Source organism: Streptomyces pyxinicus (assembly GCF_024753135.1).
GTDB classification, from domain to species: domain Bacteria; phylum Actinomycetota; class Actinomycetes; order Streptomycetales; family Streptomycetaceae; genus Streptomyces; species Streptomyces pyxinicus.
In genome coordinates, this window is record NZ_JANUGP010000001.1 from 322787 (window position 1) to 348029 (window position 25243).

The following is a 25243-nucleotide window of genomic DNA, read 5'->3' on the forward strand; positions in this document are numbered from 1 at the left end:
CAGTGTGGCGCACATCAATCGATACGCCAGTGTACCGGTACCCGAGCGTATCGGTACACTGTCGTATCGGTACGGAAACGTATCGATGAGTGCGGGCACCGCCCGCGCTCCGCCGTACCACCACACGCGTCACCACACGCACCACCGTCAGCGAAGGGGCCGGGGGATGCATGCCCGAAGCGAGCCCGCAGCGGCACCAGGTGAGCCGGACGCCCACCAGCGACCGCCTCTGATACGCGAGTTCCTGCTGGTCGCAGGGCTCTTCCTGGTCTACAAACTCGGCCGGCAGCTGGCCACCGGCCACACCGCCGAGGCCTTCCGCAACGCACACCGCGTCTGGCACCTCGAACGCGTCGCGCACCTGCCCGACGAGGTCTCCGTGCAGTCCGCGCTGCTGCACGGGCAGACCCTCGTCCATCTCGCCAACACCTACTACGCGACCGTCCACTTCCCGGCCACGCTGGCCTTCCTGGTCTGGCTGTACGTCCGGCGCCCCGCGCACTACGTGTGGGCCCGCCGGGTGCTCGCGGTCGTCACCGCCGCCGCCCTGGTGCTGCCGTTCACGTTCCCGCTGGCCCCGCCGCGGATGCTGGCCGGTACCGGCCTGGTGGACACCGCCCGGGTCTACGGCCCCTCGGTGTACGGCCCGCCGGCCGGCGACCACCTCTCCAACCAGTTCGCGGCGATGCCCTCGCTGCACTTCGGCTGGGCGCTGATGGTGGCGGTCGGACTGATCGCCGCCACCCGCTCCCGCCGGCGCTGGCTGTGGCTCGCGCACCCGCTGGTCACGCTGCTGGTGATCGTGGGCACGGCCAACCACTACTGGCTGGACGCGCTGGCCGCGACGGCCATGCTGGGTCTCGCGCTGGCGGTCATCCGCCCGCCCCGGCCGACGGCCGGCACCGCGCGGCGGAGCCCGGACCGGGTACCCGCGCCCGCGCCCGTCCTGGTCGGAGCGGGCCGATGAGCGCCGCCGTCCTGGTCGCCGTGGGCCTGTCGCTGGTCTCGGCCGTCGCCTACGCGCTGGCCGCGGTGGCCCAGGAGCGCCTCGCCTCGCGCGGCAACGGAACCGGACTGCTGCGGCTGCTGGGCACCGGTGCCTGGTGGTCGGCGGTCGGTCTGAACGCGGCGGCGGCCCTGCTGCACGTCGTCGCCCTCAAGTACGGCCCGCTCACCGTCGTCCAGCCGCTGGGCGCGCTCACCCTGGTCGCGGCCGTGCCGCTCGGGGCGCGGGCGGCCGGCCGGCGGGTCAGCGCGGCGGAGTGGCGCGGTACCGCGCTGACCCTGCTCGGGCTCGCCGCCCTGCTGGTCACGGCCTCGGGTCCGGCGCCGGCGCGGGTGCTGTCGCTGACCGAGGCGCTGGCCGTCGCCGGCGGCACCGCCGCCGCGATCGGCCTGCTGTCCCGGCCCGGCGCCCGACCGGGGCTGCGGCACGCGACCGCGTCCGGGTTCGCCTCGGGTGTCGCCTCGGCGCTGACCCAGACGGTGACGGTGGCGGCCACGGACCGCTCCGGGCCGGTGCTCGGGGCCGAGGTGATCGTCGTCGCCGTGCTCGTCGCCGCGTTCGCCGTGGGCGGGCTGCTGCTGTCGCAGACCGCCTACCGCGGCGGCCTCGGCGCACCTCTGGCCGTGGTCACCCTGGCCAACCCGGTGGCGGCGGCGGTGATCGGGCTGACCCTGCTCGGACAGGGCCTCCAGGGCGGGGCCGCCGGGGTGCTGCTGGCGCTCGCGGGCGCCGGGGTGGCCGCCGGGGGCGTGCTCACGCTGACCCGCGTGACCTCCGCACCGGTCCCCGCCGTCGGGGCCGCCGAGGACCCGCACCCGGTGGCCGCGGTACTCGCCCTTGAGCCGGGTACGGCGACGGCGGAACCGGCGCTGGTACCGCGCCAGCCGGACCAGCCGGGGCATCTCACCGCGCTCTGAGCGCGGACGGCGGCGGCCGGTGCGGCGGAAGTCCCGCGCGCACCGGCCGCCGCCGTGCCGTCGTGAGGGGCCGGTCAGCCCAGACCCCGCGAGTCCTGCTTGAGCGCGGTGTCGACGGTGAGGGCCGTCGCCACGACGAGGCTCAGCAGCGGCTCGGGGAGCTGCCGGTGGATCTGCAGGACGTAGTTGTCCGCGGTCGTGAAGAGGGTCTTCGCGAGGCCCTCCCAGGTCTTCGTGATCCGGGCGACCTCGGTGTCCGTGTGGTCGACGATCGCGAAGTTCCAGGCCCGCCAGTTCTCCGCCTTGATCGCGCCGACCTCCTGGCCGTTCACGGTCATCGCGAAGTTGATCTTCCCGATCATGTTCTTCTGGACGATCTCGCCGACCGGCGAGCCGTCCGGACGGGTCACGACGACCCGGGACTTGAAGATCTTCGCGGGCCGGGTCAGCACCAGCTGCGGCTGCCCCTGGGCGTCGCGGATCTCCAGCCTGTGGGTCATGAACTGGTCGAGGCTGGAGACGAAGCGCAGGATCTTCTTCAGCGGGCTCTGCCCGACCTCGGTCACCGAGCCGAGCTCACGGCCGTGCTGGTCCATGACCTTGTACTCGTTGGTCAGCTCGATCAGCTTGGCCTTCTGGTTCACCACCAGGACGGGCTCGGTGAAGAGCGTGCCGCCGCCGGCGCCGGCCGCGGCACCGGCCTGCTGCGGCGGAACCTGCCCGGCGCCCTGCTGCGCCGGGTTGGTGTGCTCGGTCCACTGCGCGCCGTCCCAGTAGCGGAGCGTCTGGACCGCTCCGTGCGGGTCCGGGTACCAGCCAGCAGGTGTGTTCGATTGCGTGGTCACCGGGGCACACTACCCCGCCGTGACCGGTACCACCTGACCCGTGCGCACGGAGCCGTCCTCACCTCCCGGTCACCCCGTGGCGATGGCCGGGTCGCTGACGCCGGGCTGCCCGTTCTCGACGTGTCCGGCGAAGCCGCGGGTGAACGCCGGATCGGCGTCGCTGGTGACGGTCAGGTCGTACCAGCGCTTGCTCGCCGTGAGATCGAAGCTCTGCCGGACCGTCGCGCCGGCCCGCACGGTGACCTTACGGGGGCTGCCGCCGTAGCCGCTCGTGACCTTCAGGGTCACCGTGCCGGTGCCCCGGTTGGTGAAGGTCAGCTCGACGCGGTCCCCGGACTGCCGGGCGGTGACCTCTGGGCCGGCGACCTTGTTGCGGCCCTTGAAGACGCGCTGGAAACCGTTGGGGCCGTGTACGGCGAGATCGTAGGAACCGCCGGAGTAGGCCGAGTTCCAGGTGTCGGAGAGCGACTTGCCGGCCTCGGTGGTGTAGGTCCAGGGGCCGTCGGTGCGGTTGTTCGAGGTGACGAGGAAGACCGCGCCGGCCTGAGCGCCCGAGGCGAACGAGAGGGTGAACTTCCCGGCCGCCGTGTCCGCCGAACCATCCACCAGCGGGGCGTACTTGAGCGGGCGGGTGGGCCGGCTGCCGCGCTCCTGGCGGGGCAGGGCGGGGTTGGCGGGCGGGGTGGGGACGTAGTCGGGGTGCCGGTTGTGGTCGGGCGGCTGGTAGCCGGCCGTGGACGGCAGGGTGACCGGCTTGGTGTCCTTGCGGGAGAAGTCGAAGGCGCCGGTCAGGTCACCGCACACGGCGCGCCGCCAGGGCGAGATGTTCGGCTCGCGCACCCCGAAGCGGTTCTCGATGAACCGGATGATCGAGGTGTGGTCGTACGTCTCGGAGCAGACGTAACCTCCCTTGCTCCACGGGGAGACCACCAGCATCGGCACCCGCTGGCCGAGGCCGTAGGGGCCGGCCGAGTAGCCGGAGCCGCCCTTGAACAGGTCCAGCGCGGGGTCCACGGTCGACTTGCCCTGGGCGGCGGAGGCGGCCGGGAAGGGCGGGATCACGTGGTCGAAGAAGCCGTCGTTCTCGTCGTAGGTGAGGAACAGCGCGGTCTTCGCCCACACGTCGGGGTTGGAGGTGAGCGCGTCCAGGACCTGGGAGATGTACCAGGCGCCGTAGTTCGCGGGCCAGTTGGGGTGTTCGGTGAACGCCTCCGGGGCGGCTATCCAGGACACCTGCGGCAGCTTGTCCGCCTGGACGTCGGCCCGCAGCCGGTCGAAGAAGCCCTCGCCCTTGCTCGCGTCGGTGCCGGTGCGCGCCTTGTCGTACAGCGGATCGCCGGGCTTGGCGTCGCGGTACTGGTTGAAGTACAGCAGGGAGTTGTCGCCGTAGTTGCCGCGGTAGGCGTCGTTGATCCAGCCCCAGCCGCCGTGCGCGTCGAGGCCGTCGCCGACGTCCTGGTAGATCTTCCAGGAGACCCCGGCCCGCTCCAGGCGCTCGGGGTACGTCGTCCAGCCGTAGCCCTTCTCGTCGTTGCCGAGCACCGGGCCGCCGCCCTGGCCGTCGTTGCCGGTGTACCCGGTCCACATGTAGTAGCGGTTGGGGTCGGTGGAGCCGATGAACGAGCAGTGGTAGGCGTCGCAGACCGTGAAGGCGTCGGCGAGCGCGTAGTGGAACGGGATGTCCCCGCGCGTCAGGTAGGCCATCGTCGTCGCGGACTTGGCGGGCACCCACTTGTCGTACTTGCCGCCGTTGACGGCGGTGTGCCCGTCGTTCCAGCCGTGCGGCAGGTCCTGGATGAAGGCCAGGCCCAGGTCGTCGGCGTCCGGGTGGAAGGGCAGCACGTCCTTGGTGCCGTCGGACTGCTTCCAGACGGACCGGCCGTTCTGGGTGACGGAACGCGGGTCGCCGAAGCCCCGGACTCCTCGCATCGAGCCGAAGTAGTGATCGAAAGAACGGTTCTCCTGCATCAGGACGACGATGTGCTCCACGTCGTCCACCGAACCCGTGCGGTGGTGGGCGGGCAGGGCCGCCGCACGCTGGATGCTGCTGGACAGCGCGGTGAACGCCGTGGTGGCACCCGCGAGTTGGAGAAAGCGCCGCCTGTTGACCTCGGGCATGAGTGAGGATCCTCCGTCCTGACACGCGCGACCCCGCCGCCGGATGACGGAATCTGCGCGCAGCGAGTGTTCCAAGAGCAGCAAACGTCAGGGAAGGGTCCGGTGGCGCCGATGTGAAACTCGGCGGTCCGGGCGGTGCCGTATGGGAGTTTTATGCGACCAAGTCCGCATATCCATGGATGGATCAGGTGGAGGACGGTGATGACGGGCACCGCGTCCCGGGACCGGTGACCCGGCCCCGGGACGCGGTCGTCGAAGGAGTGGGTCAGGAGCCGAGGTACGCCTCCACCTCGCTGAACTGGCCCGCCGGCCAGCCCGTGTTGGCGGTGACGGTCAGGCGGAGGTAGCGGAGGTTGGTGGTGCTGGGGAGGGAGACGGTGGCGGTGTTGCCGGTGGCCGGGTCGAAGCGGTAGCCCTGGGAGCCCACCACCGTGGAGTAGGTCGAGCCGTCGGTGCTGCCGAGCACGGTGACGGTCTGGGTGCGGGCGCCCCAGGCCGGGGACGGGGGCAGCTTCAGCACCAGGCGGCGTACCGCGTAGGACGAGCCGAGGTCGACCGTCAGCGACTGCGGGAAGGTGTTGTTGGCCGACTCCCAGTACGAGCTGGCGTCGCCGTCGACCGCCTTGCCCGGGGTGTAGACGTCCTGGGAGCCGGTCGCGGAGGCCGGGCGGCCTTTGGCCAGGTTGCGGTTCGGATCGGGGTCGGGGTTGCCCTGGCCGGGCTGGGGCCAGCTGGAGCAGTCCGCCCAGGTGCCGGCCCAGCCGGAGTTGCCGCCGCCGTCGGTGAGCGTGAAAGAGCCGGAGTTGGCCGGGTAGGGGCAGTTGTAGACGCCGGCGGCGCCGACCTGGGTGGCGGTGACGTTCTTGAAGGTGGCCGCTCCCTGCGCCTCCGCCTGGACGACGACCGTGCCGGTGTTCTTCACGGTCGCGCCGGTCACGTTGACGTTGCGTACCGGGTAGCCCTGGCCGCCGCCGGAGACGAACTCGAAGGCGCTGTAGGGGCTGTCGGTGATGGTCGTGTTGGTGATGTTGACGGTGGCGTTGATCGCGCTGTCGTAGGAGTCGACCCGCAGCGCGCCCATCGGATGGTTCCAGTTGGGGTTGAGCGCGCCGGCCCGCACCAGGGTGTTGCCGTCGACCGTGATGGTGCCGGACAGCGGGGAGAAGGGGTCGAGGAACTTCTGGTTGGAGATGGCGATGCCGCTGCCGAGGGCGTTGGTGTCGGAGACCAGGTTGTTCTTCACGGAGATGTCGGTGCCGCCGTAGACGGCGATGCCGTTGGCGAGGTTGGGCTGCGAGATGGTGTTGTTCTCGAAGCTGGAGTTCGTGTCCGCGGCGTACAACGACCACATGGCGAGGGAGTCGTCGCCCTGGTTGCGCAGGAAGTTGTTCCGGACCCGGACGCCTCTGGCGTTGCCGTTGAGGTTGAGGCCGTCGGCGGTGGTGTCGAGGATGCGGCTGTTCTCCACCACCAGGTTGTCGTTGTTGCCCGTCAGCCACAGGCCGACCTTCAGGTGCTGGATCCACATGCCGGAGACGGACGAGTTGGGACCGAGCGAGCCGTTGACGAAGTTGTCCGGGTTGGAGTCGACGCGCTCGGTGACCTCGCCGATCACCGCGAAGTCCTTGATGTGGACGTTCCCGGAGGAGCTGGTCTGGTCGATGAAGCGGGAGGTGTGCACGACCGAGTACCAGCTGCCGGCGCCCTGGAGGGTGACGTTCTGCACGCCGCTGAGGGAGGACGTGATCCGGTAGTCGCCGGGCGGGATCCACACCGTCCCGCCCTGTGCGGCGGAGATGGCGTCCCGGAAGGCCTGGGTGGAGTCGCCGTTGCCGCTGGGGTCGGCGCCCTTGGAGACGACGGACACCGAGCCGGCCGGCTGGCTCGCCGCCGCGGCGACCTGCTCGAAGTCGGCGACGTCCACGGTGACCTGGGTGCCGGTGGACTCGACGGCCACCTTGTCGCCGGCCTGCACGTTCTGGCCCAGCAGCAGCCGGGCGTTGTCGAAGAAGTGGTGCGTCTTGGCGCCGGCGATCCAACCAGTGTCCACGTACGAGTACTTGGAGGTCACCGGGAGGGTCTTGCTGATCTTCGTGCCGTTGACGTACACGTTCAGCGAGCCGGACTGGCCGTCCGGGACGCTGTAGGCGACGTTCACGGCGTTGGCGGCCCGCGGCACGGTGAACTCCACTCGCTGCCCGGAGGAAATGCGGACAGCTTGCCGTCCGGAGGCCTCCGAGGCGAGGGTGCCCTGGGTGTAATCGGGGCCGATCTTCGTGCCGTTCGTGGTCGCCGACTCCGCCTCCACCGAGGTGAAGGGGAGCGTGGCGCCCGGGGCCGCGTGGGCGGCGGCCGGGGCGAGGGTGACGAGCATGCCGGCGGCGAGGGCGACGGCCGCCCCGATGGCCGACATCCGCAGGAGGTGTCTGGCGGTGCTGCTGCTGTGCATGTGCTGATCCCTTCGTGGTGGGGTGCGTGGGACAGCGGTGCGTGCGGTCGGCTCAGGCCAGCAGCCAGACCGCCGTGTCCTGCGGCAGCCGGCCGGTGTCGTCCAATGGGCCGCTGCCAAGCAGGAGTCGGGAGTGCGCGGGCAGTTCCGCGGGGGTGGCGGCGAGGTTCACCACACACAGCGCGCCGTCCGCGCGGGCGAAGGCGAGCACGCCCTCGGGGGCCGGCAGCCAGGTGAGGGGCCCGTCGCCGAAGGCCGGCCTGGCGGCGATGGCCGCGCGGTAGAGGGAGAGCGGGGAGTGCGGGTCGTCGCGCTGCCGGTCGACGGCGTACGACGCCCAGCCGGCGGGCTGCGGCAGCCAGGGCTCCTCCCGGGAGCCGAAGCCCGCGTACGGCAGCTCGGCGGACCAGGGCAGCGGCACCCGGCAGCCGTCGCGCCCCGGATCGGTGCCTCCGGAGCGGAAGTGCATCGGGTCCTGGATGCGCTCGCGCGGGATCTCGGCCTCGGGCAGCCCCAGTTCCTCGCCCTGGTAGAGGTAGACCGAGCCGGGCAGCGCCAGTGAGAGCAGGGCGGCGGCGCGGGCCCTGCGGGTGCCGAGCGCGAGGTCGGCCGGGGTGCCGAAGGCCTTGGTGGCGAAGTCGAATCCGGTGTCGGCGCGGCCGTAGCGGGTGACGGTGCGGGTGATGTCGTGGTTGCACAGCACCCAGGTGGCGGGGGCGCCGACGGGGGCGTGTTCGGCGAGGGTGCTGTCGATGGCGGTGCGCAGCCGGCCGGCGTCCCAGGGGCAGGACAGGAAGGCGAAGTTGAAGGCGGTGTGGAGTTCGTCGGGGCGCAGGTAGCGGGCGAAGCGTTCGGCGTCGGGCAGCCAGACCTCGCCGACGAAGACCCCGTCGTAGGCGTCGGCGACGGCGCGCCAGGAGCGGTAGACGGCGTGGAGTTCGTCGCGGTCCACGAACGGGTGGGGTTCGGGGCGGCCGGCCAGGTCGGGCAGGTCCGGGTCCTTGACGAGCAGGGCGGCGGAGTCGATGCGGACGCCCGCGACCCCGCGCTCGAACCAGAACCGCAGGACGTCCTCGTGTTCCTGGCGGACGGCCGGGTGCGCCCAGTTGAGGTCGGGCTGTTCGGGCGTGAACAGGTGCAGGTACCAGTCGCCGTCGGGCAGCCGGGTCCACACCGGTTCGGTGGAGCCGACGAACTGGGACGGCCAATCGTTGGGCGGGAGTTCGCCCCGCTCGCCGCGTCCGGGCCGGAAGTGGAACAGCTCGCGTTCGGGGCTGCCGGGGCCGGCGGCGAGCGCGGCCCGGAACCAGGGGTGCTGGTCGGAGACGTGGTTGGGCACGATGTCGACGATGGTGCGGATGCCCAGCTCGCGTGCCTCGGCGATGAGTTTCTCCGCCTCGGCGAGGGTGCCGAACGCGGGGTCGACGGCACGGTAGTCGGCGACGTCGTAGCCGCCGTCCTTCATGGGCGACAGATACCAGGGGTTGAACCACAGGGCGTCGACGCCGAGTTCGGCGAGGTACGGCAGCCGGGCGCGGACGCCGGCGAGGTCGCCGGTGCCGTCGCCGTCGCCGTCCGCGAAGCTGCGGACGTACACCTGGTAGATGACGGCGGAGCGCCACCAGTCGCGGTCCTTCGGGGCATGGGTGGGCTGTCCCACGGAGCAGGCCTTTCGGTAGACGGGTTCCGGGCGTCAGCCCTTGGTGCTGCCCGCGCTGATCCCGGCGATGATGTGCCGCTGGAAGACGAGGAACAGCGCCACCATCGGGATGCTGGCGATCACCATCGCGGCGATGAGCACGGTGAGCTGGATGTTCTGCGACAACTGGACGAGTGCCACGCTGATGGGCTGTTCGTCGGTGTCGGAGAAGACCATCAGCGGCCACAGGAAGTCCTGCCAGACGGCGACCAGCGCGAAGATGGACACCACGCCGAGCACCGGCCGGGACATCGGCAGCACGACGGACCACAGGACGCGCAGCTTGCCGGCGCCGTCGATCTCGGCGGCCTCCAGCACGTCCCGGGGCAGTTGGTCGAAGAACCGCTTGAGCAGGTACAGGTTGAAGGCGTTGGCGACGGCCGGCAGCCAGATGCCGAGCGGGTCGTTGAGCAGGCTGGTGTGGATCAGGGGCAGGTCGGCGGCGGTGAGGTACTTGGGGACGACGAGTGCCTGCGCCGGGACCATGAGGGTGGCGAGGATGCCGCCGAGGATCACCTTGCCGAAGGCCGGCTTCAGCTTGGACAGGGCGTAGGCGGCGGCCGTGCAGAACACGAGCTGGAAGGCCCAGGCGCCGGCGGCCTGGACGACGGTGTTCCACAGGTGCCGCGGGAGCTGCATCAGGTCCCAGGCGTCGGTGTAGCCGCTCAGGTGCCCGTGCTCCGGCACCAGGGTGGGCGGGGTCCGGGCCACCTCGTCCGGGGACTTCAGGGCGCCGGTCACCATCCAGTAGACCGGGAAGAGGAAGGCCAACGTGAAGAGGAGGACGACGGCGGTGAACACCGTCCAGTACAGGATCTTGCCGCGGGGCCGGGCGAGGGTGGCCGGGGAGATCAGGGTGCGGGTCGCGCCGCTCATGCGTCCCCCTCGGAGCGGGTGAACCGCAGGTAGAGGGCGGAGAAGGCACCGAGCAGGACGAGGAGCATCACGCTCAGGGCGCAGGCGCCGCCGAAGTCGTTGTAGAGGAAGGCGTACTTGTAGATCAGGTAGAGCACGGTGACGGTCGCGTTCTCGGGGCCGCCGCCGGTGATGACGAACGGTTCGGTGAACACCTGCATGGTGGCGATGATCTGAAGGAGCATCAGCATCAGGATGACGAACCGGGTCTGCGGGACCGTGACGTGCCGGACGCGCTGGAGCAGGTTGGCGCCGTCGAGTTCGGCGGCCTCGTACAGCTCGCCCGGGATGGACTGGAGGGCGGCGAGGTAGATCAGGACGGTGCCGCCCATGTTGGCCCAGGTGGCGACGATCACGAGGGAGATCAGCGCGGTGTCGGCGCCGTTGGACCAGTTCGAGGTGGGCAGGTGCAGGAAGCGCAGCGTCTCGTTGGCGAGGCCGGCCCCGGGGTCGTAGAACCACTTCCACAGCAGGGCGCTGACCACCGGCGGGATCATCACGGGCAGGTAGACCACCACGCGGAAGAACGCCTTGGCGTGCCGGAGTTCATTGAGGACGAGGGCCAGTACGAAGGGGATCGCGAAGCCGACGAGCAGGGCCAGCAGGGTGAAGGTCAGGGTGTTGCGCCAGGCCGCGCTGAACTCGGGATCGTGCCAGACCCGGCTGAAGTTGGCGGTGCCGACCCACTCGGGCGGCGAGCCGGGCGTGTACTTCTGGAAGGCGATCACGACGGCGCGGATCGCCGGGTACCAGGAGAACAGGGCGAAGCAGATCAGGCCGCCGAGGAGGAAGCCGTAGGCGCGGAGCTGGTCGGTGAGGCGGCGCCGCCCCCGGTCCCCTGCCGGGGACGGCGCCGGGACCGGGTGGGCGGCCGGCCGTGCCGGGATCCGCCGCTCGGCCGTCTTGGTCATGGCGGTCAGCTCCGGGCCAGAATGCTGTCGATCTTGCCGGACGCCTCCGTGAGGAGCTGGTCGATGTCGGCGTCCTTCTTGGTGAGGACGGCGGAGACGACGCCGTCGAGCACCGAGTAGATCTGCTGGGCGTTCGGCGGTTCGATCTTCATCCGCAGCTTCTGGTTGCCGTCGAGGAAGGCCTGGTAGTTCTCCACCGGGACGTTGGCGTCGGCCTTCTTGGCCTGCTGGTCCTTGGCGTCGGCGGCGCCGGTGAACAGGCGCGGCTCGGGCAGGCCGACGGGGGCGTCGTTCTTCCTGGCGCGGGCGTAGTCGCCGAGGAAGCCCTTGCCGGGGGTGAGGAACATGTGGTCGAGCCACTTGAGGCCGGCGCGGATCTGGGCGGGGCTGTCCTTCTTGCCGAACATGTAGCCGTCGCCGCCGATGAGGGTGCCCTGGCCCCCGGGCATGGGGGCGAGGGCGAGGTCCTTGTAGTCGCCGCCCTTCTCCTTGACCAGGATCGGGATGTTGTCCGGGGCGGAGAGGTACATGCCGAGCTTGCCCGAACCCATCAGCTGCTGGACGTCGTTGATGACGAGGAGTTGCTTGCTGCCCATGGAGTCGTCGGTCCACCGCATGTCGTGCAGGTTCTTCAGGACGGCGTGGCCCTCGGGGGTGTCGACGGTGGCCTTCTTGCCGTCGGCGCTGACGACGTCGCCGCCCTGGGAGTACAGCTCGGCGGTGAAGTGCCAGCCGCCCTGGTTCTGGGCGCTGTAGTCGGCGTATCCGACGGTGCCGTCGCCCAGTGCGGCGATCTTCTTGGCGGCGGCGCGGACCTCGTCCCAGGTCGCCGGGGGCTTGTCGGGGTCGAGTCCGGCCTTCTGGAAGAGCTTGCGGTTGTAGATCAGGCCCATGCTGTAGCCGGTGCGCGGGATGCCGTAGACCTTGCCGTCGACGGTGTAGATGTCGCGGAGCTGCTTCTGGAGGGTGCCGTAGCTCTTGAGTTCCTTCAGGTACGGCGTGAGGTCGGCGGCCTGGTGGATGTCGACGACGTGCCTGGCGTCGGTGAAGTACGTGTAGAAGACGTCCTCCATCTGTCCGCCGGCCAGCTTGGCGTCGAAGGTCTTCGGGTCCTGGCAGGGGAAGGCGTCGTGCGCGACGACGTCGATGTCCGGGTTGGCCCGCTCGAAGGAGGCGATGTCCTCCTCGAAGAACTTCCGGTCGGTCTTGGCGCTCTTGGGCGGCTCGCAGTTGACGGTGATGCGCGTCTTGCCGCTCGCCGAGTCGTCGTCGTCCGAGCCGCAGGCGGTGGCGGCCAGGACGAGGGACGAACAGACGCCGATCGCGACGGCGGTACGGCGGAACCCGGTGCTTCTCATCGGTGGACCCCTCATGGCAGGAGCGGTGGGCGCCGCACACTCAAGCACCGGCGACACTCGGACGCAAGATGTCGCGCGTAATCTGTAATTATTCGACAGTCGCGTGGAAGCGCTCCGGCGCGATGCCGGGCCTCAGTCGCGGGAGGCTTGTCCGGTGGACCCGCGCACCACCAGCTCGGGCTCGAACAGCAACTCCTCGGCGGGTACGGCGGTGCCGCCGATCTGCGCGTTCAGCAGCTCCACGGCCGCGCGGCCCATGGCCTCGATGGGCTGGCGGACGGTGGTCAGAGGGGGCTCCGTGCAGTTCATGAAGGCGGAGTCGTCGTAGCCGACGACGGAGATCCGGCCCGGGACGTCGTACCCCTTGCGGCGCGCCGCGCGCACGGCGCCGAGCGCGAGCGGGTCGCTGGCGCAGATGATGCCGGTGACCCCGCGGTCGATGAGCCGGGAGGCGGCCGCGTGGCCGCCCTCGATGGAGAAGATCGCGCGGGCCACGAACTCCTCGGGCAGCTCACCGGCGAGGGCCCGGGCCGCGGCGAGTTTGCGGGCCGAGGGCACGTGGTCGCCGGGGCCGAGGACGAGGCCGATGCGCTCATGGCCGAGGGAGGCCAGATGCCGCCAGGCCTGCTCCACGGCCACCGCGTCGTCGCAGGACACACCGGGGAAACCGAGGTCCTCGATGGCCGCGTTGACCAGCACGACGGGGATCTTGCGGTCGGCGAGCCGGCGGTAGTGGTCGTGCGGGGCGTCGGCCTGGGCGTACAGACCGCCGGCGAAGACGACACCGGAGACCTGCTGTTGCAGGAGCAGCGCGACGTAGTCCGCCTCGGAGACGCCTCCCTTGGTCTGCGTGCACAGCACCGGGGTCAGCCCGAGCTGCGCCAGGGCACCGCCGATGACCTCGGCGAACGCCGGGAAGATGGGGTTCTGGAGTTCCGGCAGCACCAGGCCGACGAGGCGGGCGCGTTCGCCGCGCAGCTGCGTGGGGCGCTCGTAGCCGAGGACGTCCAGGGCGGACAGCACCGCCTGCCGGGTGGCTTCGGAGACCCCGGGCTTGCCGTTCAGCACCCGGCTGACCGTGGCCTCACTGACCCCGACCTTCTTCGCCACTTCCGCAAGTCGTCGCGTCATGCGCGCAAGACTAGCGCAACTTACGCAAGCCGCTTGCGTAGCGGATGCATGAGGGGGCAGCCCAGTACGGCCGGCTCAGAGCGCCGGGCGGTGGCAGGGCGCTGTCGGCCGGGCGCGGGGGACGTCGGCACCGGGTGCGGGGACGTCGGCACCCGGGTGCGGGGGCGTCGACCCGGCGCCGCCGGTGACCTGAACACCGGCGGTGCCGGGTCAGCTCTCGGGGGCCGGGACGACCGCGAGGTGGGTGCCGCCCACGCGGGGGCGGCGGGAGCGGCGGGCCGGAGCCGCCGGGCGGGGGTCGCGCAGGATCATCGTCAGGCGGCGGTACCCGAGTCCCCGCAGGGTCTCGGGAGTCTCCTCCACGATGCGGCACTCCACGGCGCCCCTGCGCGGGTCGGGGTGGAGCAGCAGCCGTACGGCACCGTCGATCCGGGTCGCGGCGTCTCCGACGGCCCGGATCCAGTGCGGCAGCCCCTGCCGGTAGGCGGCCTCCATCAGCGCGTCCTGGGTGATGTCCCGCCGGATGGCCTGGAGTTCGTGGTCGTGGCCGTACGCCTCCAGGGCGCCGCGCAGGTGCGCCAGCATCGGCAGGCACCAGCCGGGCTCGTGCTCGCCGAGGAGACCGGCCGCGTCGGGGTGGAACAGGACGAACCTGAGGAAGTTGTCGCCGGGCATGGCCGTGGGATGCGGGCGCACGCCCTGGAAGAGCGTCGCGAACGCGCCGTTGGCCATGACGACGCCCCAGCGATGGTCGATCACCATCGACGGGAAGGACGACGCCTCCAGCAGCGTGGCGTAGTCCTGGAGGTATGCCTGGGTGTCGCAGGTCGTGGGGACGGGCCGCGGTGCCGGCCGCTGCCCTCCTGCCTGATGTGCCATCGGGAGGTCACCCCTCTTGCCTCTGCGGCCTTCACGCGGCGATGCGATCCTGCTGCCCGCGGGCAAGCGATGTCAACTATCGTGGCATTTCCTGTCGGTTGACGGCTGAAATTCGCCACAGTTGTGGCGAGACCTGGATGTGAGTTCGACGCACCCGCTACTCTCCGGGAAGTTCACGGCTTGCGAGAAGCGCGCACGCCTCCGAAGCCAGTCGAGAGACGTAGGAGTTCTGTCGGTGACGGATGGCTACGAGGATCCGGACGCCGCGGCGACCGCCGACCTGCCGGCCGTCGTCGCCCGCGTCACCGCGCTCGCCGACCGGCTCGGTGTGCCGCACGCCGAGGTCTTCCACGTGGGGCGGCTCTGCACCGCCTGCGGGGTACCCGAGCCGGTGGTCAAGGCCCTGCTCAGCGGACGGCCGGCGGGCGAACCGGACGTCCAGGCGCGGTTCCTGCAACGCCTGGACCTGCTGCGCCGCACCCGCCTGAAGCCGAACGGCCGCAGGTACACCCAGCAGGAGATCGCCGACGGCGCCGGCATGTCCCGGCAGCAGGCCGGTGCGCTCATCAACGGCGACCGCCGGCCCACGATGGAGCACTGCGACGCGCTCCAGCGGTTCTTCCGGGTGCACGCCGGCTTCCTCACCGCGGAGGACGCCGAGGCGCTGGCGGGCGCCTTGCAGCGCACCGAGCAGGAGCTGTTGCAGAAGCTCGCCGACCGGGAGCGGGCCGCCGCCGCGACCGCCGAGGACCCGCTGGAGCGGCTGCTGCAGGATCACGGGGTGCGCGGGATCGCCTGGCGCGCCGCCCAGTTGCCGACCGACCAGCACCGGGACAAGGTCGCGGAGTGGCTCGACATGCTGCTGGAGAGCGTCAAACGACCCGAGGCGTGAGGGCGGTGGCGGCGGCCCACGGCGGGAGTCCGGTGCGGCGGGCCGAGTGTGGCCGGATCTCGTCGGCCGTGGCCTCGCAGGGGGAATGGACCGCCCCCGAGCGCCCGTTGGTGATCCGCCACGAATCGTGACGTCTCAGGACCGGGTCAGGGCCGGGTCAGGACCGGGCGGCGCGGTCGGCCGGGCCGTCGCGTACCGCGCGCTCGCGGAACCCGGAGGCGACCGGCGCGCGCTCGTCCTGACAGGCGCTTGTGCCTCCGCTGAGCGGGCGAACCGGAGTGGAGCCGGACGGCGTTGTCAGTGGTGGGCGGCAAGCTGGGGGTGTGCGTCGTAGGACACGGCGCGCGGCGCCGCCGGGCGCCGACCGTGACGACTGTTCGGGGAGAGCCGACCGATGCCCACCGCCGTACTGACCGACCGTGAGCGCACCGCTGTCCAGGCCTACCTGCGGCTGGTGCACACGGTGCGCGCCGCCTTCGACGGACCACCGGACGGCGGCCGGCCCGCCCTCGTCCCGCCCGCCGTGCTCGCCGAGGCGGAGGCGGCACTGGAGCGGGCGGGCCTCGCGGGCAACGAGGAGGAGTTCTTCCGGCTGCTGCGCGCGTGGTGCTCCGCGCTCTGACCGCGGCGGAGCCGTCAGGCCTGCGGTGCGGCGTGCGGTACGGCGATCGCGGTGGCCAGCAGCCCGTCGCGTACCGCCCAGCGGCCGTCGAAGCCCCGCACCCGCCGCCCGCCGACCAGCGGGCCGGGGACGAGGAGTTCGGCCCGCAGGGTGCCGGTCGCCGTGCCGTCCGGGTGCGGGCGCAGGGTGATGTCGGCCTCGGAGAAGTCCAGCCACTTGCCGGTGAGCGGGAACCAGGCCTTGTAGACGGACTCCTTCGCGCTGAACAGCAGGCGGTCCCAGTGCACGGCGGGCCGCCGCGCGGCGAGCAGGTCGAGCCGCTCGGTCTCCGCGGGCAGGAAGACGGAGCGGCCGACGCCCTCCGGCAGGGGCGCGTGCGGTTCGGCGTCGATGCCGAGGGAGGCCAGGTCGGTGCGGCGGACCAGGGCGGCGGCGCCGTAGCCGTCGCAGTGGGTCATGCTGCCGGCCAGGCCGGCCGGCCAGCGCGGGGCGCCCCGCTCGCCGCTGAGGACGGCCTGCGCGGGCACGCCGAGCTTCTCCATGGCGCGCCGGGCACAGCCGCGTACGGCGGCGAACTCGCGGCGGCGTTTGGTCACCGCCCGGGCGACGAGCGCCTCCTCCGCCGGGTACAGCGGGGTGTCCCACAGCGGGTCGTCACGGTGTGCCTCCACGACCACGACCGACTCCGGGAGCAACTCCTCGATCACCGGCTTCGACCTCCACAGGCAGGATGCGGCGCAGTGTCCCGGGCGGTCCGGGGCGCTTGCGCCATTCTCGCGGATAACCGACGGAGACCTCCTCGAAGCGGACTCCGTCGCGCCAGGTGGTGCGGGGGATGTGCAGATGGCCGTAGACCATCGTGGCGACGTCGAACCGGCGGTGCCAGTCGGCGGTCAGCGTGGTTCCGCACCACATGGCGAACTCGGGGTGCCACAGGACCTCGGTGGGGTGCCGGTCCAGCGGGTAGTGGTTGACGAGCACGGCGGGCAGGCCGGCGGGCAGCTCGGCGAGCCTGCGCTCGGTCGCGGCGACCCGGGCCCGGCACCAGTCCTCCCGGGTCGGGTAGGGGTCGGGGTGCAGCAGGTACTCGTCGTTGCAGACGATGCCGGTGCTCTCCGCGTAGGCCAGGCCCTCGGCCTTGGTGGTGCGGCCGGCCGGCAGGTACGAGTAGTCGTACAGCAGGAAGAGCGGGGCGACGGCGACCGGGCCGCCGGGGCCCTCCCACACCGGGTACGGGTCCTCGGGAGTGACCACGCCCAGTTCCCGGCACACCTCGACCAGGTGCTCGTAGCGGGCGACGCCGCGCAGGGTGACCTCGTCCTTCGGGTGGGTCCACAGCTCGTGGTTGCCGGGCGCCCACAGCACCTTGCGGAACCGGCCGGCGAGGGTGGCGAGTGCCCAGCGGATGTCGGCGACGGTCTCGGCCACGTCACCGGCCACGATCAGCCAGTCCTCGTCACTGGTGGGGCGCATCGCCTCGACCAGGGCGCGGTTCTCGGCATAGCCGATGTGCAGGTCGCTGATGGCCAGCAGCTGTCCGGCCCCGGCCGTCGACTCCACCCCGTACCCCTTTTCCGATCATCGGCTCGCGGACTCCACCTGAGCATATTCGGGGACGGCGGACAAGTGGCTTCAGAGCCATGTCGGGGGCCGCCGGTGCGGCCGCCCCGGACGTGCACCCGGCCGCCCACCGGCGCACACCGGACGTGCACCCGGTCGCCTTCCGGTGCCGGGGGATCCGTAACACGCGCGTTGCACGCGGAGACCTTTGAAAGTCGTATGATCGCGCCAACGTCAGCGCCCCTCATCTCCCCCGCACGGGGCCGTTTGGCGTCCCTTCCTTCCTCCGGCCCGGGCACGGGCGGCTCAGCCCTGCCCGGGCGCCCCCTGAAAGGCGGCCCGCATGCTCTCTCGCGTACGCGTCTGGCTCAACCGCACGTACGCGGAGAACGTGTTCTTCATGGATCAGCTGCGGAGAAATCCCGGTGATCGCGCGGTGGAGATCCACGCCACGCACGGCGACCCCGACTCCCCCGTGCTGGCCGCCGCCGACACCGCCGACCTGGAGCCGGAGGGCCTGTCCCCGGCCGGCTACGTCGAGTACGCCCTCGACCAGTGCGTCCGGCGCGGCATCGACGTGTTCGTGCCCCGGCTGCACCAGGCGGCGATCGTCGCCCACCGCGCCGAGTTCGCGGCGGTGGGTACGGCCCTGCTGGCGCCGACGCCCGAGGCGGTCGCCGTCTTCGAGGACAAGGCGACCGCGTACGAGGCGGTCCGCTCGGTCGGTGTCCCGGTACCGCCCTGGTGGCGGGTCCGCACACCGGAGCAACTCCTGGCGGCTGTCGAGGAGTTGGAGGAGGCCGGGCACAAGGCCTGCTTCAAGCCGGCCGCCGGAGCGGGTGGGGCCGGCTTCCGGGTGATCACCCGCGCCCCCTTCTCACTGTCCCACCTCTCCGGCTTCCCCGGCCCGCATGTGCAACTGGACCTGGTGCTGGCCGCGTTGACCCGGGCCGAGGAAACGGTGGACTGGCTGGTGATGCCCCGGCTCGAACAGCCCGAGGTGTCCGTCGACTGCCTGACCGGGCCGGACAACCGGGTGCGGCTCGCGGTGGGCCGCACCAAGAACGGCCGCCGCCGGGGCTTCACCCTGGACGAACGCTGCCTGGCGCCGGCCCGGCTGATCGCCGGCGGCTTCGGGCTGCACTACCTGTCCAACATCCAGTTCCGGATGTACGGCGACCAGCCGGTGCTGCTCGACGTCAACACCCGGCCCGCCGGCGGGCTGCACCAGCTGTCGCTGTGCGGGGTGAACGCGCCCTGGGCGGCGGTACGGCTGGCGCTGGGCGAGGACCCGGGGGTGGTCGAACCGCCGTTCCTCGGCCAGGACTACACGGTGGTGCCGGGACCGCGCCCGCTGCTTCCGGCGGTCCTGCCCCGGCAGCGGGTGGAGCTGGCGGAGGTGCTGTTGCCGGCCGTGCCTTTGCAGGCGGCTTCGGCGGCGGAGGCCCTGCCCTTGTAGGCCGGGGGGCGGGTGCGGGTTCGTCGTGGTCGCTCGCGCAGTTCCCCGCGCCCCTTCGGACCCTCACCGGTGCCGACACGTTCTGTTGGCCGTCTTGACAGCGTGATTGGTCCATACCAAATTCAGTGGCGCATCCGTTTCGCACTTCCCCGCACTCCCCAACACCTCTGTCCCCACAGGGAGATCGCGTGCGTCACCTCCTCGGGCGTCCCAGACGCCGGCTTCTCGCCCTGCTCGCCACCGCGGCCCTCGCGCTGGGCGGGGCCGTCGCCCTGCCCGGTACCGCCCAGGCCGCCAACATCCTCGGCAACGCCGGGTTCGAGTCCGGCGGCCTCTCCCCCTGGACCTGTTCCGGCAACCTCGGCTCGGTCGTCTCCTCCCCCGTGCACGGCGGCGCCAAGGCGCTCCAGGGCGCGGTGACGTCGGGCGACAACGCGCAGTGCGTCCAGACCGTCGCCGTCCAGCCCAACACCACGTACGCGTTGAGCGGTTGGGTCCGCGGCAGCTACGTCTACCTGGGGGTGAACGGCGGCGCCTCCACCTGGACCTCGTCCCCGTCCGCCTACAGTCGGCTCAGCCTCTCCTTCACCACCGGCGCCTCGCAGACCAGCGCCACCATCTATGTGCACGGCTGGTACGCGCAGGGCACCTACCACGCCGACGACATCAGCCTGGACGGCCCCGGCGGCGGGGGCGGCGGTGACACCCAGGCCCCGACCGCCCCGAGCGGTCTCACCTCCACCGGCAAGTCGTCCAGCAGCGTCTCGCTGAAGTGGAACGCCGCCACGGACAACGCGGGCGTCACGGCGTACGACGTCTACAGCGGCGGCAACCAACTGCTCAGCGTCTCGGGCACGTCCGCGACGGTCGGCGGGCTGTCCCCGAGCACCGCCTACACCTTCACCGTGAAGGCGCGGGACGCGGCCGGCAACACCTCGCCCGCCTCCAACTCCCTGAGCGTGACGACCGACGCGGGCAGCGGCGGCGGCACCGGGTTCAAGCAGGCTGCGCCGTACCTGTTCGAGGGCTGGGGCGATCCGCCGAGCCCGACGACGGTGATGAACGCGACCGGCGCCAAGTGGTTCACCATGGCGTTCGTGCTCGACTCCGGCGGCTGCACCCCGTCCTGGGACGGCAGCCGTCCGCTGACCGGTGGCGTGGACCAGACGGCGATCAACCAGATCCGGTCGGCCGGCGGGGACGTCGTCCCGTCGTTCGGCGGCTGGCAGGGCAGCAAGCTCGGCGCCAACTGCTCCACCGCGAGCGCGCTCGCCGGGGCCATCCAGAAGGTGATCGACGCCTACGGCCTCAAGGCCGTGGACATGGACATCGAGAACACCGACGAGTTCGAGAACGAGGCCGTACAGGCGCGCATCCTGACCGCCCTGAAGACGGTCAAGGCCGACAATCCCGGTCTGAAGACCATCGTCACCTTCGGCACCTCCACCACCGGCCCGACCTCCTACGGCAACCGGCTGATCGAGCAGGCGCAGTCGCTCGGCGCGAACATCGACGTGTTCACCATCATGCCGTTCGACTTCGGCGGCGGCTCGGACATGTACGGCAGCACCGTGAACGCGACGGAGGGGCTGAAGAACAAGCTGAAGTCCACCTTCGGCTGGGACGACGCCACCGCCTACGCGCACATCGGCATCTCCGGCATGAACGGCCTGTCGGACCAGCAGGAGAACACCACCCCGGCGACCTGGACGCAGATCCGCGACTGGGCGAACTCCCACCACATCGCGCGGCTCGCCTTCTGGGCGGTCAACCGGGACCGGCCCTGCCCCGGCGGCGGCGTGGTGAGCAACTGCTCCGGCATCAGCCAGGACACCTGGCAGTTCACCTCGATCACGGCCGGGTTCACGGGCTGAGGCCCGGTCCCACCGGCCGCAGGGGTCGCCCGGTCGCATCGACGGCCGGGGGCGCGACGCGGAGGGCCGCTCGGCGGAGCGGCCCTCCGCGTACGGCTATCTCAGGTACGCCAGTCCCGGATGGACCTCGGTGTACCCCTCGACCAGTCTGCGGGCGACGGTGACCGAGTCGACCAGCGGGTGCAGCGCGAAGGCCTTCACGGCCGTGGCGCGGGAACCGGACTCGGCGGCGGCGAGCACCTCGCGCTCGACGGCCTTGACCGAGCAGACCAGGCCGGCGGCGTGCCCGGGCAGCGGATCGGCGGCCAGCGGATGTGCGCCGCCCGCGTCGACCAGACAGGGCACCTCCACGACCGCGTCGGCGTCCAGGGCGGACAGGGTGGAGCGGTTGCGGACGTTGAGGATCAGGGTGGTGCGCTCGTCCCGGGCGATGGCCCGCATCAGGGCGAGGGCCACCTTCTCGTAGCCGCCGGACAGGTCCTCGGCCTCGCGTTCGCCCGCCCCGGCGCTCTCCCGGTTCTCGGCCATGTACGTCGCCTCACGCTCGGCGCGGGTGCGGTCCCAGGCGCGCAGCGCGGAGCCGCCCGGGTCGCCGGCCTCGGCGTAGAAACGGGCCTGCTGGTCGCGCAGGAAGGCGCCGCGGGTCTGCTCGGCCTGCTGGTAGGCGCGGACGGTCTCCCGGTTGAAGTAGTAGTAGTGCAGGTACTCGTTGGGGACCGCGCCGAGCGAGGCAAGCCAGTCGGCGCCGAAGAGCCTGCCCTCCTCGAAGGAGCCGAGCAGCGCCGGGTCGGCGAGCAGGCGGGGCAGCTGGTCGCGTCCGGCGACACGCAGGCCGCGCACCCAGCCGAGGTGGTTGAGGCCCACGTAGTCCACGAAGGCCTCCGCGGGATCGGCGCCCAGGACCCGGGCGATACGGCGGCCGAGGCCCACCGGGGAGTCGCAGATGCCGATGACGCGGTCCCCGAGGTGGCGGGACATGGCCTCGGTGACCAGACCGGCCGGGTTGGTGAAGTTGATGACCCAGGCGTCCGGGGCGAGCCGGGCCACGCGCCGGGCGATGTCGTCCGCGACGGGGACGGTGCGCAGCCCGTAGGCGATGCCGCCCGCGCCGACGGTCTCCTGCCCGAGCACACCCTCGCCGAGCGCCACCCGTTCGTCCGCCGCACGGCCCGCGAGACCGCCCACGCGGATCGCGGAGAACACGAAGTCGGTGCCGCGCAGCGCCCGGTCGAGGTCGGTGGTGGCGCTCACCTCGGGCGCGTCGGTCACCCCGGCGGCCTGCTCGGCCAGTACCCGGCTCACCGCGCGCAGCCGGGCCTCGTCCAGGTCGTGCAGGACCACCTCGGTGACCCGCCCCGCGCCCCGGTCGGCCAGCAGCGCCCCGTACACCAGCGGCACCCGGAACCCGCCGCCGCCCAGAATCGTCAGCTTCACGCCCGCACCCTACTCCGGCGGCCGGATCTTCCGGCGCTGCCGACAGCGACGGCAACGGCCACCTCACCGGCGCCCGTTCTTCAGGGGCGCGTCATCCGGCGGTCGCGGTGCCGCGTGAGGCTGGCCGGGTGAGCGAGGGGAGAGCGGCGGGAGTCGCGGACGCCGGGACGTGGGAGCGGGGCGACCCGCGACCGCGAGTCGCCGGGCCCTTCCCCGCCGGCTTCCGGTACGGCCCGGCGCCGGTCGGCATCCGCCGCCACCGGCACGAGGGCATCGTCGTGACCAACCTCCAGCGGCGCCGCGGCCTCACCTGGCTGGCCGCGTCCTGGGAACTGGGCCCGGCCGGGGGCCGCACCCTGACCGCTCCCGCCGAGCTGCCCGATCTGCGGCCCGGGCGAGACCGCGCCCCTGCCCCTGCGATTGCCTTCTCCCGACGGCGACTTGTGGGTGACCTTGCGGGTGGTGACGGCCTGCCGGCTGCCGTGGGCGTCGGCCGGAACGCCGGTGTGCGCGCCAAGGGTCCTGCTGCGGACGGCCCGGGCAGGCGGCAGCGGCCCGGAAGCGGACGGCCCGGACGGTGACCGGCGGCCCGACCCGTGGTTCGATTCCCCTCCCGTCTTCTCCGAAGTGACAGGAGTCCGATGAAGCGTCAATTAACGGCTGCCGCGGCGCTGGCGGCCGCGCTGGTCTGTGTCGCCGGCACGTCCGCCACCGCGTCCGAGCCGGACCACTGGACGGCGTCCGGGACGTCGTACACCGACACCCTCGGCGGCGGCCAGGGCCTCGCGACCCGCGCCGACGGCTCGGTGCTGTACCGGGGGCTGCTGGACATACCGCTTGACCTGCGGGTCAAGGGCTGGAACCACGTCGGCGACCCGGACGTGGCGAGCGGCTACACCTTCGACGCCTACCAGGGCGCGGACACGGCCACCGCGAAGCTGTACTCGGTGACCACGCCGGCCGGGAAGCGGTACGACTACACGCATCCGCTGGACGCGGGCGAGAAGGTGAACAACTCCTTCGCCAGTGTCTCGCCGGACGGGCAGTGGCTGGTGTCGGGCGAGTGGGGCGACCAGGACCGGCTCCAGGTGTTCCCGGCCCCGCTGCTCAACTCCGCCACCTCTCCGACCGGCGGCACCCTCGCACAGGCGGGCCAGATCACGCTGGACAAGCCGGTGCGGGACATCCAGGGCTGTGACTTCGTCGGCCCGGCCCGGCTGGTGTGCGCCTCCGACGACGCCTCGGGCACGCTGTTCCCGCAGAGCAGACCGCTGCTCCAGGTGGACCTGCCGCACGCGCTGGACGGCAGGCCGGTCACCGGCACGGTCACGAGCCTGTTCGGGCTGCCCCAACAGAGCGTGTGCAAGGGGAACTTCGAGGCGGAGGGCGTGGACTACGACCCCGGCACCGGAACCCTGCGCGCCGAGGTGATCCCGCCGAGCGTGTGCGCGGTGGCGACGACGGTGTACACGTACCACCGGCAGTAGCCGGCTCCCGCGCGCCGTGGACGGGGCCGCCACCCCGTCCACGGCGTTCGCATCCTGAACTCCCTTACATGTAGGGGAGTTTCCCTGCTTCACGGCTTGACGCCAGGGGAGCCGGGGAGCACATTGTCCCCACCTTGAGAGCGCTCTCAGTCCGCTCGCGGGAGGGCTCTCACCCCTTCTCACCCGTACCCGTGCTCGCGTACCCGGGAGGCTCCCCATGACCACACCCTCCGGCAGACCAAAACCGCCCCGATCCACTCCCCGCCCGCTGCGGCGCGTGCTGGTCGCCGTGCTCGGCACCCTCGGCCTGACGGCCGCCGCGCTGGCCGCCGGTACGCTGCCCGCCGGGGCCGACGCCCCCGCACCGCCGTCGGGCTGGACGCAGGTCTTCCTCGACGACTTCAACGGCGCCGCGGGCTCCGGCGTCAACACGGCCAACTGGCAGTACGACACCGGGACCTCGTATCCCGGAGGCGCGGCCAACTGGGGCACCGGCGAGGTCGAGACGATGACGTCGAGCACGAACAACGTCGCCCTCGACGGCAACGGCAACCTCCTCATCACCCCTCGCCGGGACGCGTCCGGCAACTGGACCTCGGGCCGCGTCGAGACCAACCGCACCGACTTCCAGCCCCCGGCCGGCGGCAAGCTGCGCGTGCAGGCCCGCATCCAGATGCCCAACGTCACCGGCAACGCGGCCAAGGGGTACTGGCCGGCGTTCTGGATGCTCGGCTCGCCGTTCCGGGGCAACTACTGGAACTGGCCGGGCGTCGGCGAGCTGGACATCATGGAGAACGTCCAGGGCCTCAACACCGAGTGGGCCACGATGCACTGCGGCACCAACCCCGGCGGCCCGTGCAACGAGACGACCGGCATCGGCAACAACACGCCCTGCACCGGCACCACGTGCCAGGCGGGCTTCCACACCTACGCGATGGAGTGGGACCGCTCCACCAGCCCCGAGCAGATCCGCTTCTCTCTCGACGGCGTCGACTTCCACACCGTACGCGCCACCGACGTCGACGCGACGACTTGGGCCAACGCCACCAACCACGGCTACTTCGTGATCCTCGACGTGGCCATGGGCGGCGGCTTCCCGGGCGCGTTCGGCGGCGGCCCCGACGGCGGCACCGAGCCGGGCCACCCGATGACCGTGGACTACGTCCAAGTCCTCCAGTCCGGCAGCGGCGGCGGTACGACTCCCCCGCCGACCGGCAACCGGGACGCCTACGGCACCATCCAGGGCGAGTCCTACGACAGCCAGTCCGGCGTGAACACCGAGGCGACCTCGGACAGCGGTGGCGGCCAGGACCTCGGCTCGCTCGCGAACGGCGACTGGGCGCTGTACAAGGGCGTCACCTTCGGCTCCTCACCGGCGACGCAGTTCAACGCACGGGTGGCGAGCGGCGCCGGCAGCGGAGTGAGCGGCCTGGTCGAGGTCCGGCTGGACAGCCGCGGCAACGCCCCGATCGGCAGCTTCGCGGTCGGCAACACGGGCGGCTGGCAGTCCTGGCGCACGGTCCCGGCCAACATCTCCTCGGTCACCGGCACCCACGACGTCTACCTCACCTTCACCAGCGGCCAACCGTCCGACTTCGTCAACCTGAACTGGTTCACGTTCGGACACTGACGGCCGCGGGACTCGGTCACGCAGAGGTCGTGCCCCACCCGAGAGTCCGCGGGCCTG

The 25243-nt window shown here is 71.8% G+C and carries 21 protein-coding genes; 9 read left to right on the top strand and 12 right to left on the bottom strand.

The window, feature by feature from the left end:
- Positions 1–166: 166 nt before the first annotated feature.
- Positions 167–967 (top strand): phosphatase PAP2 family protein, encoded by an 801-nt coding sequence (locus NX794_RS01340; protein WP_258776117.1) that lies wholly within the window; start codon positions 167–169, stop codon positions 965–967.
- Positions 964–1923: a hypothetical protein gene (locus NX794_RS01345; protein WP_258776118.1), complete on the top strand. Its 960-nt coding sequence runs from the start codon at positions 964–966 to the stop codon at positions 1921–1923. Before NX794_RS01340 ends, NX794_RS01345 begins: the two co-directional genes overlap by 4 nt.
- A 74-nt stretch (positions 1924–1997) precedes the next feature.
- Here NX794_RS01345 and NX794_RS01350 read toward each other — a convergent pair whose 3' ends face one another.
- From NX794_RS01350 to NX794_RS01390, 9 genes are all read right to left on the bottom strand, one after another.
- The gene (locus NX794_RS01350; RefSeq protein WP_258776119.1) at positions 1998–2768 is read right to left on the bottom strand and encodes an LURP-one-related family protein; all 771 of its coding nucleotides are present in this window, start codon (positions 2766–2768) and stop codon (positions 1998–2000) included.
- Between the two features lie 69 nt (positions 2769–2837).
- Positions 2838–4886: a phosphocholine-specific phospholipase C gene (locus tag NX794_RS01355; protein WP_258776122.1), complete on the bottom strand. Its 2049-nt coding sequence runs from the start codon at positions 4884–4886 to the stop codon at positions 2838–2840.
- Between the two features lie 265 nt (positions 4887–5151).
- Entirely contained in the window at positions 5152–7335 is a 2184-nt protein-coding gene (locus NX794_RS01360; RefSeq protein ID WP_258776124.1) for a discoidin domain-containing protein, read from the bottom strand.
- A 52-nt stretch (positions 7336–7387) separates the two neighbouring features.
- Positions 7388–8995: a glycoside hydrolase family 13 protein gene (locus tag NX794_RS01365; protein WP_258776125.1), complete on the bottom strand. Its 1608-nt coding sequence runs from the start codon at positions 8993–8995 to the stop codon at positions 7388–7390.
- A 33-nt stretch (positions 8996–9028) separates the two neighbouring features.
- On the bottom strand, positions 9029–9910 hold the full coding sequence (locus NX794_RS01370; RefSeq protein ID WP_258776126.1) for a carbohydrate ABC transporter permease: 882 nt from the start codon (positions 9908–9910) through the stop codon (positions 9029–9031).
- Positions 9907–10860, bottom strand: a complete 954-nt coding sequence (locus NX794_RS01375; RefSeq protein ID WP_258776127.1) for a carbohydrate ABC transporter permease — start codon at positions 10858–10860, stop codon at positions 9907–9909. The genes NX794_RS01370 and NX794_RS01375 overlap by 4 nt, the downstream gene beginning before the upstream one ends.
- 5 nt (positions 10861–10865) lie before the next feature.
- Positions 10866–12218 (bottom strand): ABC transporter substrate-binding protein, encoded by a 1353-nt coding sequence (locus NX794_RS01380; RefSeq protein ID WP_258776128.1) that lies wholly within the window; start codon positions 12216–12218, stop codon positions 10866–10868.
- 132 nt (positions 12219–12350) lie between these two features.
- On the bottom strand, positions 12351–13349 hold the full coding sequence (locus tag NX794_RS01385; protein ID WP_258776129.1) for a LacI family DNA-binding transcriptional regulator: 999 nt from the start codon (positions 13347–13349) through the stop codon (positions 12351–12353).
- A 210-nt stretch (positions 13350–13559) separates the two neighbouring features.
- Positions 13560–14228, bottom strand: a complete 669-nt coding sequence (locus NX794_RS01390) for an MmyB family transcriptional regulator (RefSeq protein ID WP_258776131.1) — start codon at positions 14226–14228, stop codon at positions 13560–13562.
- A 235-nt stretch (positions 14229–14463) separates the two neighbouring features.
- On the opposite strand from NX794_RS01390, the gene NX794_RS01395 reads away from it, so the two are divergent.
- A complete protein-coding gene (locus NX794_RS01395; protein WP_258776132.1) occupies positions 14464–15120 on the top strand; it encodes a helix-turn-helix domain-containing protein in 657 nt (218 codons plus the stop codon).
- Between the two features lie 394 nt (positions 15121–15514).
- Positions 15515–15742 carry a hypothetical protein gene (locus NX794_RS01400; protein WP_258776133.1) on the top strand — a complete coding sequence of 76 codons (228 nt, stop codon included), beginning with the start codon at positions 15515–15517 and terminating at the stop codon, positions 15740–15742.
- A gap of 14 nt (positions 15743–15756) precedes the next feature.
- Here NX794_RS01400 and NX794_RS01405 read toward each other — a convergent pair whose 3' ends face one another.
- Both NX794_RS01405 and NX794_RS01410 read right to left on the bottom strand, forming a co-directional pair.
- The gene (locus NX794_RS01405; RefSeq protein ID WP_258776136.1) at positions 15757–16449 is read right to left on the bottom strand and encodes a 4'-phosphopantetheinyl transferase family protein; all 693 of its coding nucleotides are present in this window, start codon (positions 16447–16449) and stop codon (positions 15757–15759) included.
- Positions 16397–17302 (bottom strand): metallophosphoesterase family protein, encoded by a 906-nt coding sequence (locus NX794_RS01410; RefSeq protein WP_258776138.1) that lies wholly within the window; start codon positions 17300–17302, stop codon positions 16397–16399. Before NX794_RS01410 ends, NX794_RS01405 begins: the two co-directional genes overlap by 53 nt.
- A 343-nt stretch (positions 17303–17645) precedes the next feature.
- Here NX794_RS01410 and NX794_RS01415 point away from each other — a divergent pair, with 343 nt between their 5' ends.
- Together NX794_RS01415 and NX794_RS01420 are read left to right on the top strand one after the other, a co-directional pair.
- On the top strand, positions 17646–18761 hold the full coding sequence (locus NX794_RS01415; protein WP_258776139.1) for an ATP-grasp domain-containing protein: 1116 nt from the start codon (positions 17646–17648) through the stop codon (positions 18759–18761).
- Between the two features lie 188 nt (positions 18762–18949).
- Positions 18950–20635: a carbohydrate binding domain-containing protein gene (locus NX794_RS01420; RefSeq protein WP_258776140.1), complete on the top strand. Its 1686-nt coding sequence runs from the start codon at positions 18950–18952 to the stop codon at positions 20633–20635.
- A gap of 96 nt (positions 20636–20731) precedes the next feature.
- On the opposite strand, the gene NX794_RS01425 is transcribed toward NX794_RS01420, so the two are convergent.
- On the bottom strand, positions 20732–22069 hold the full coding sequence (locus NX794_RS01425) for a 6-phospho-beta-glucosidase (protein WP_258776142.1): 1338 nt from the start codon (positions 22067–22069) through the stop codon (positions 20732–20734).
- Positions 22070–22197: 128 nt separating this feature from the next.
- Between NX794_RS01425 and NX794_RS01430 the strand changes: the two genes are divergently transcribed.
- The 3 genes from NX794_RS01430 (at position 22198) to NX794_RS01440 (ending at position 25186) form a co-directional block, all read left to right on the top strand.
- On the top strand, positions 22198–22650 hold the full coding sequence (locus NX794_RS01430) for a hypothetical protein (protein ID WP_258776143.1): 453 nt from the start codon (positions 22198–22200) through the stop codon (positions 22648–22650).
- Between the two features lie 60 nt (positions 22651–22710).
- The gene (locus tag NX794_RS01435) at positions 22711–23556 is read left to right on the top strand and encodes a hypothetical protein (RefSeq protein WP_258776144.1); all 846 of its coding nucleotides are present in this window, start codon (positions 22711–22713) and stop codon (positions 23554–23556) included.
- A gap of 217 nt (positions 23557–23773) precedes the next feature.
- Complete coding sequence (locus NX794_RS01440) at positions 23774–25186, top strand: glycoside hydrolase family 16 protein (protein WP_258776145.1); 1413 nt, start codon at positions 23774–23776, stop codon at positions 25184–25186.
- Positions 25187–25243 lie beyond the last annotated feature (57 nt).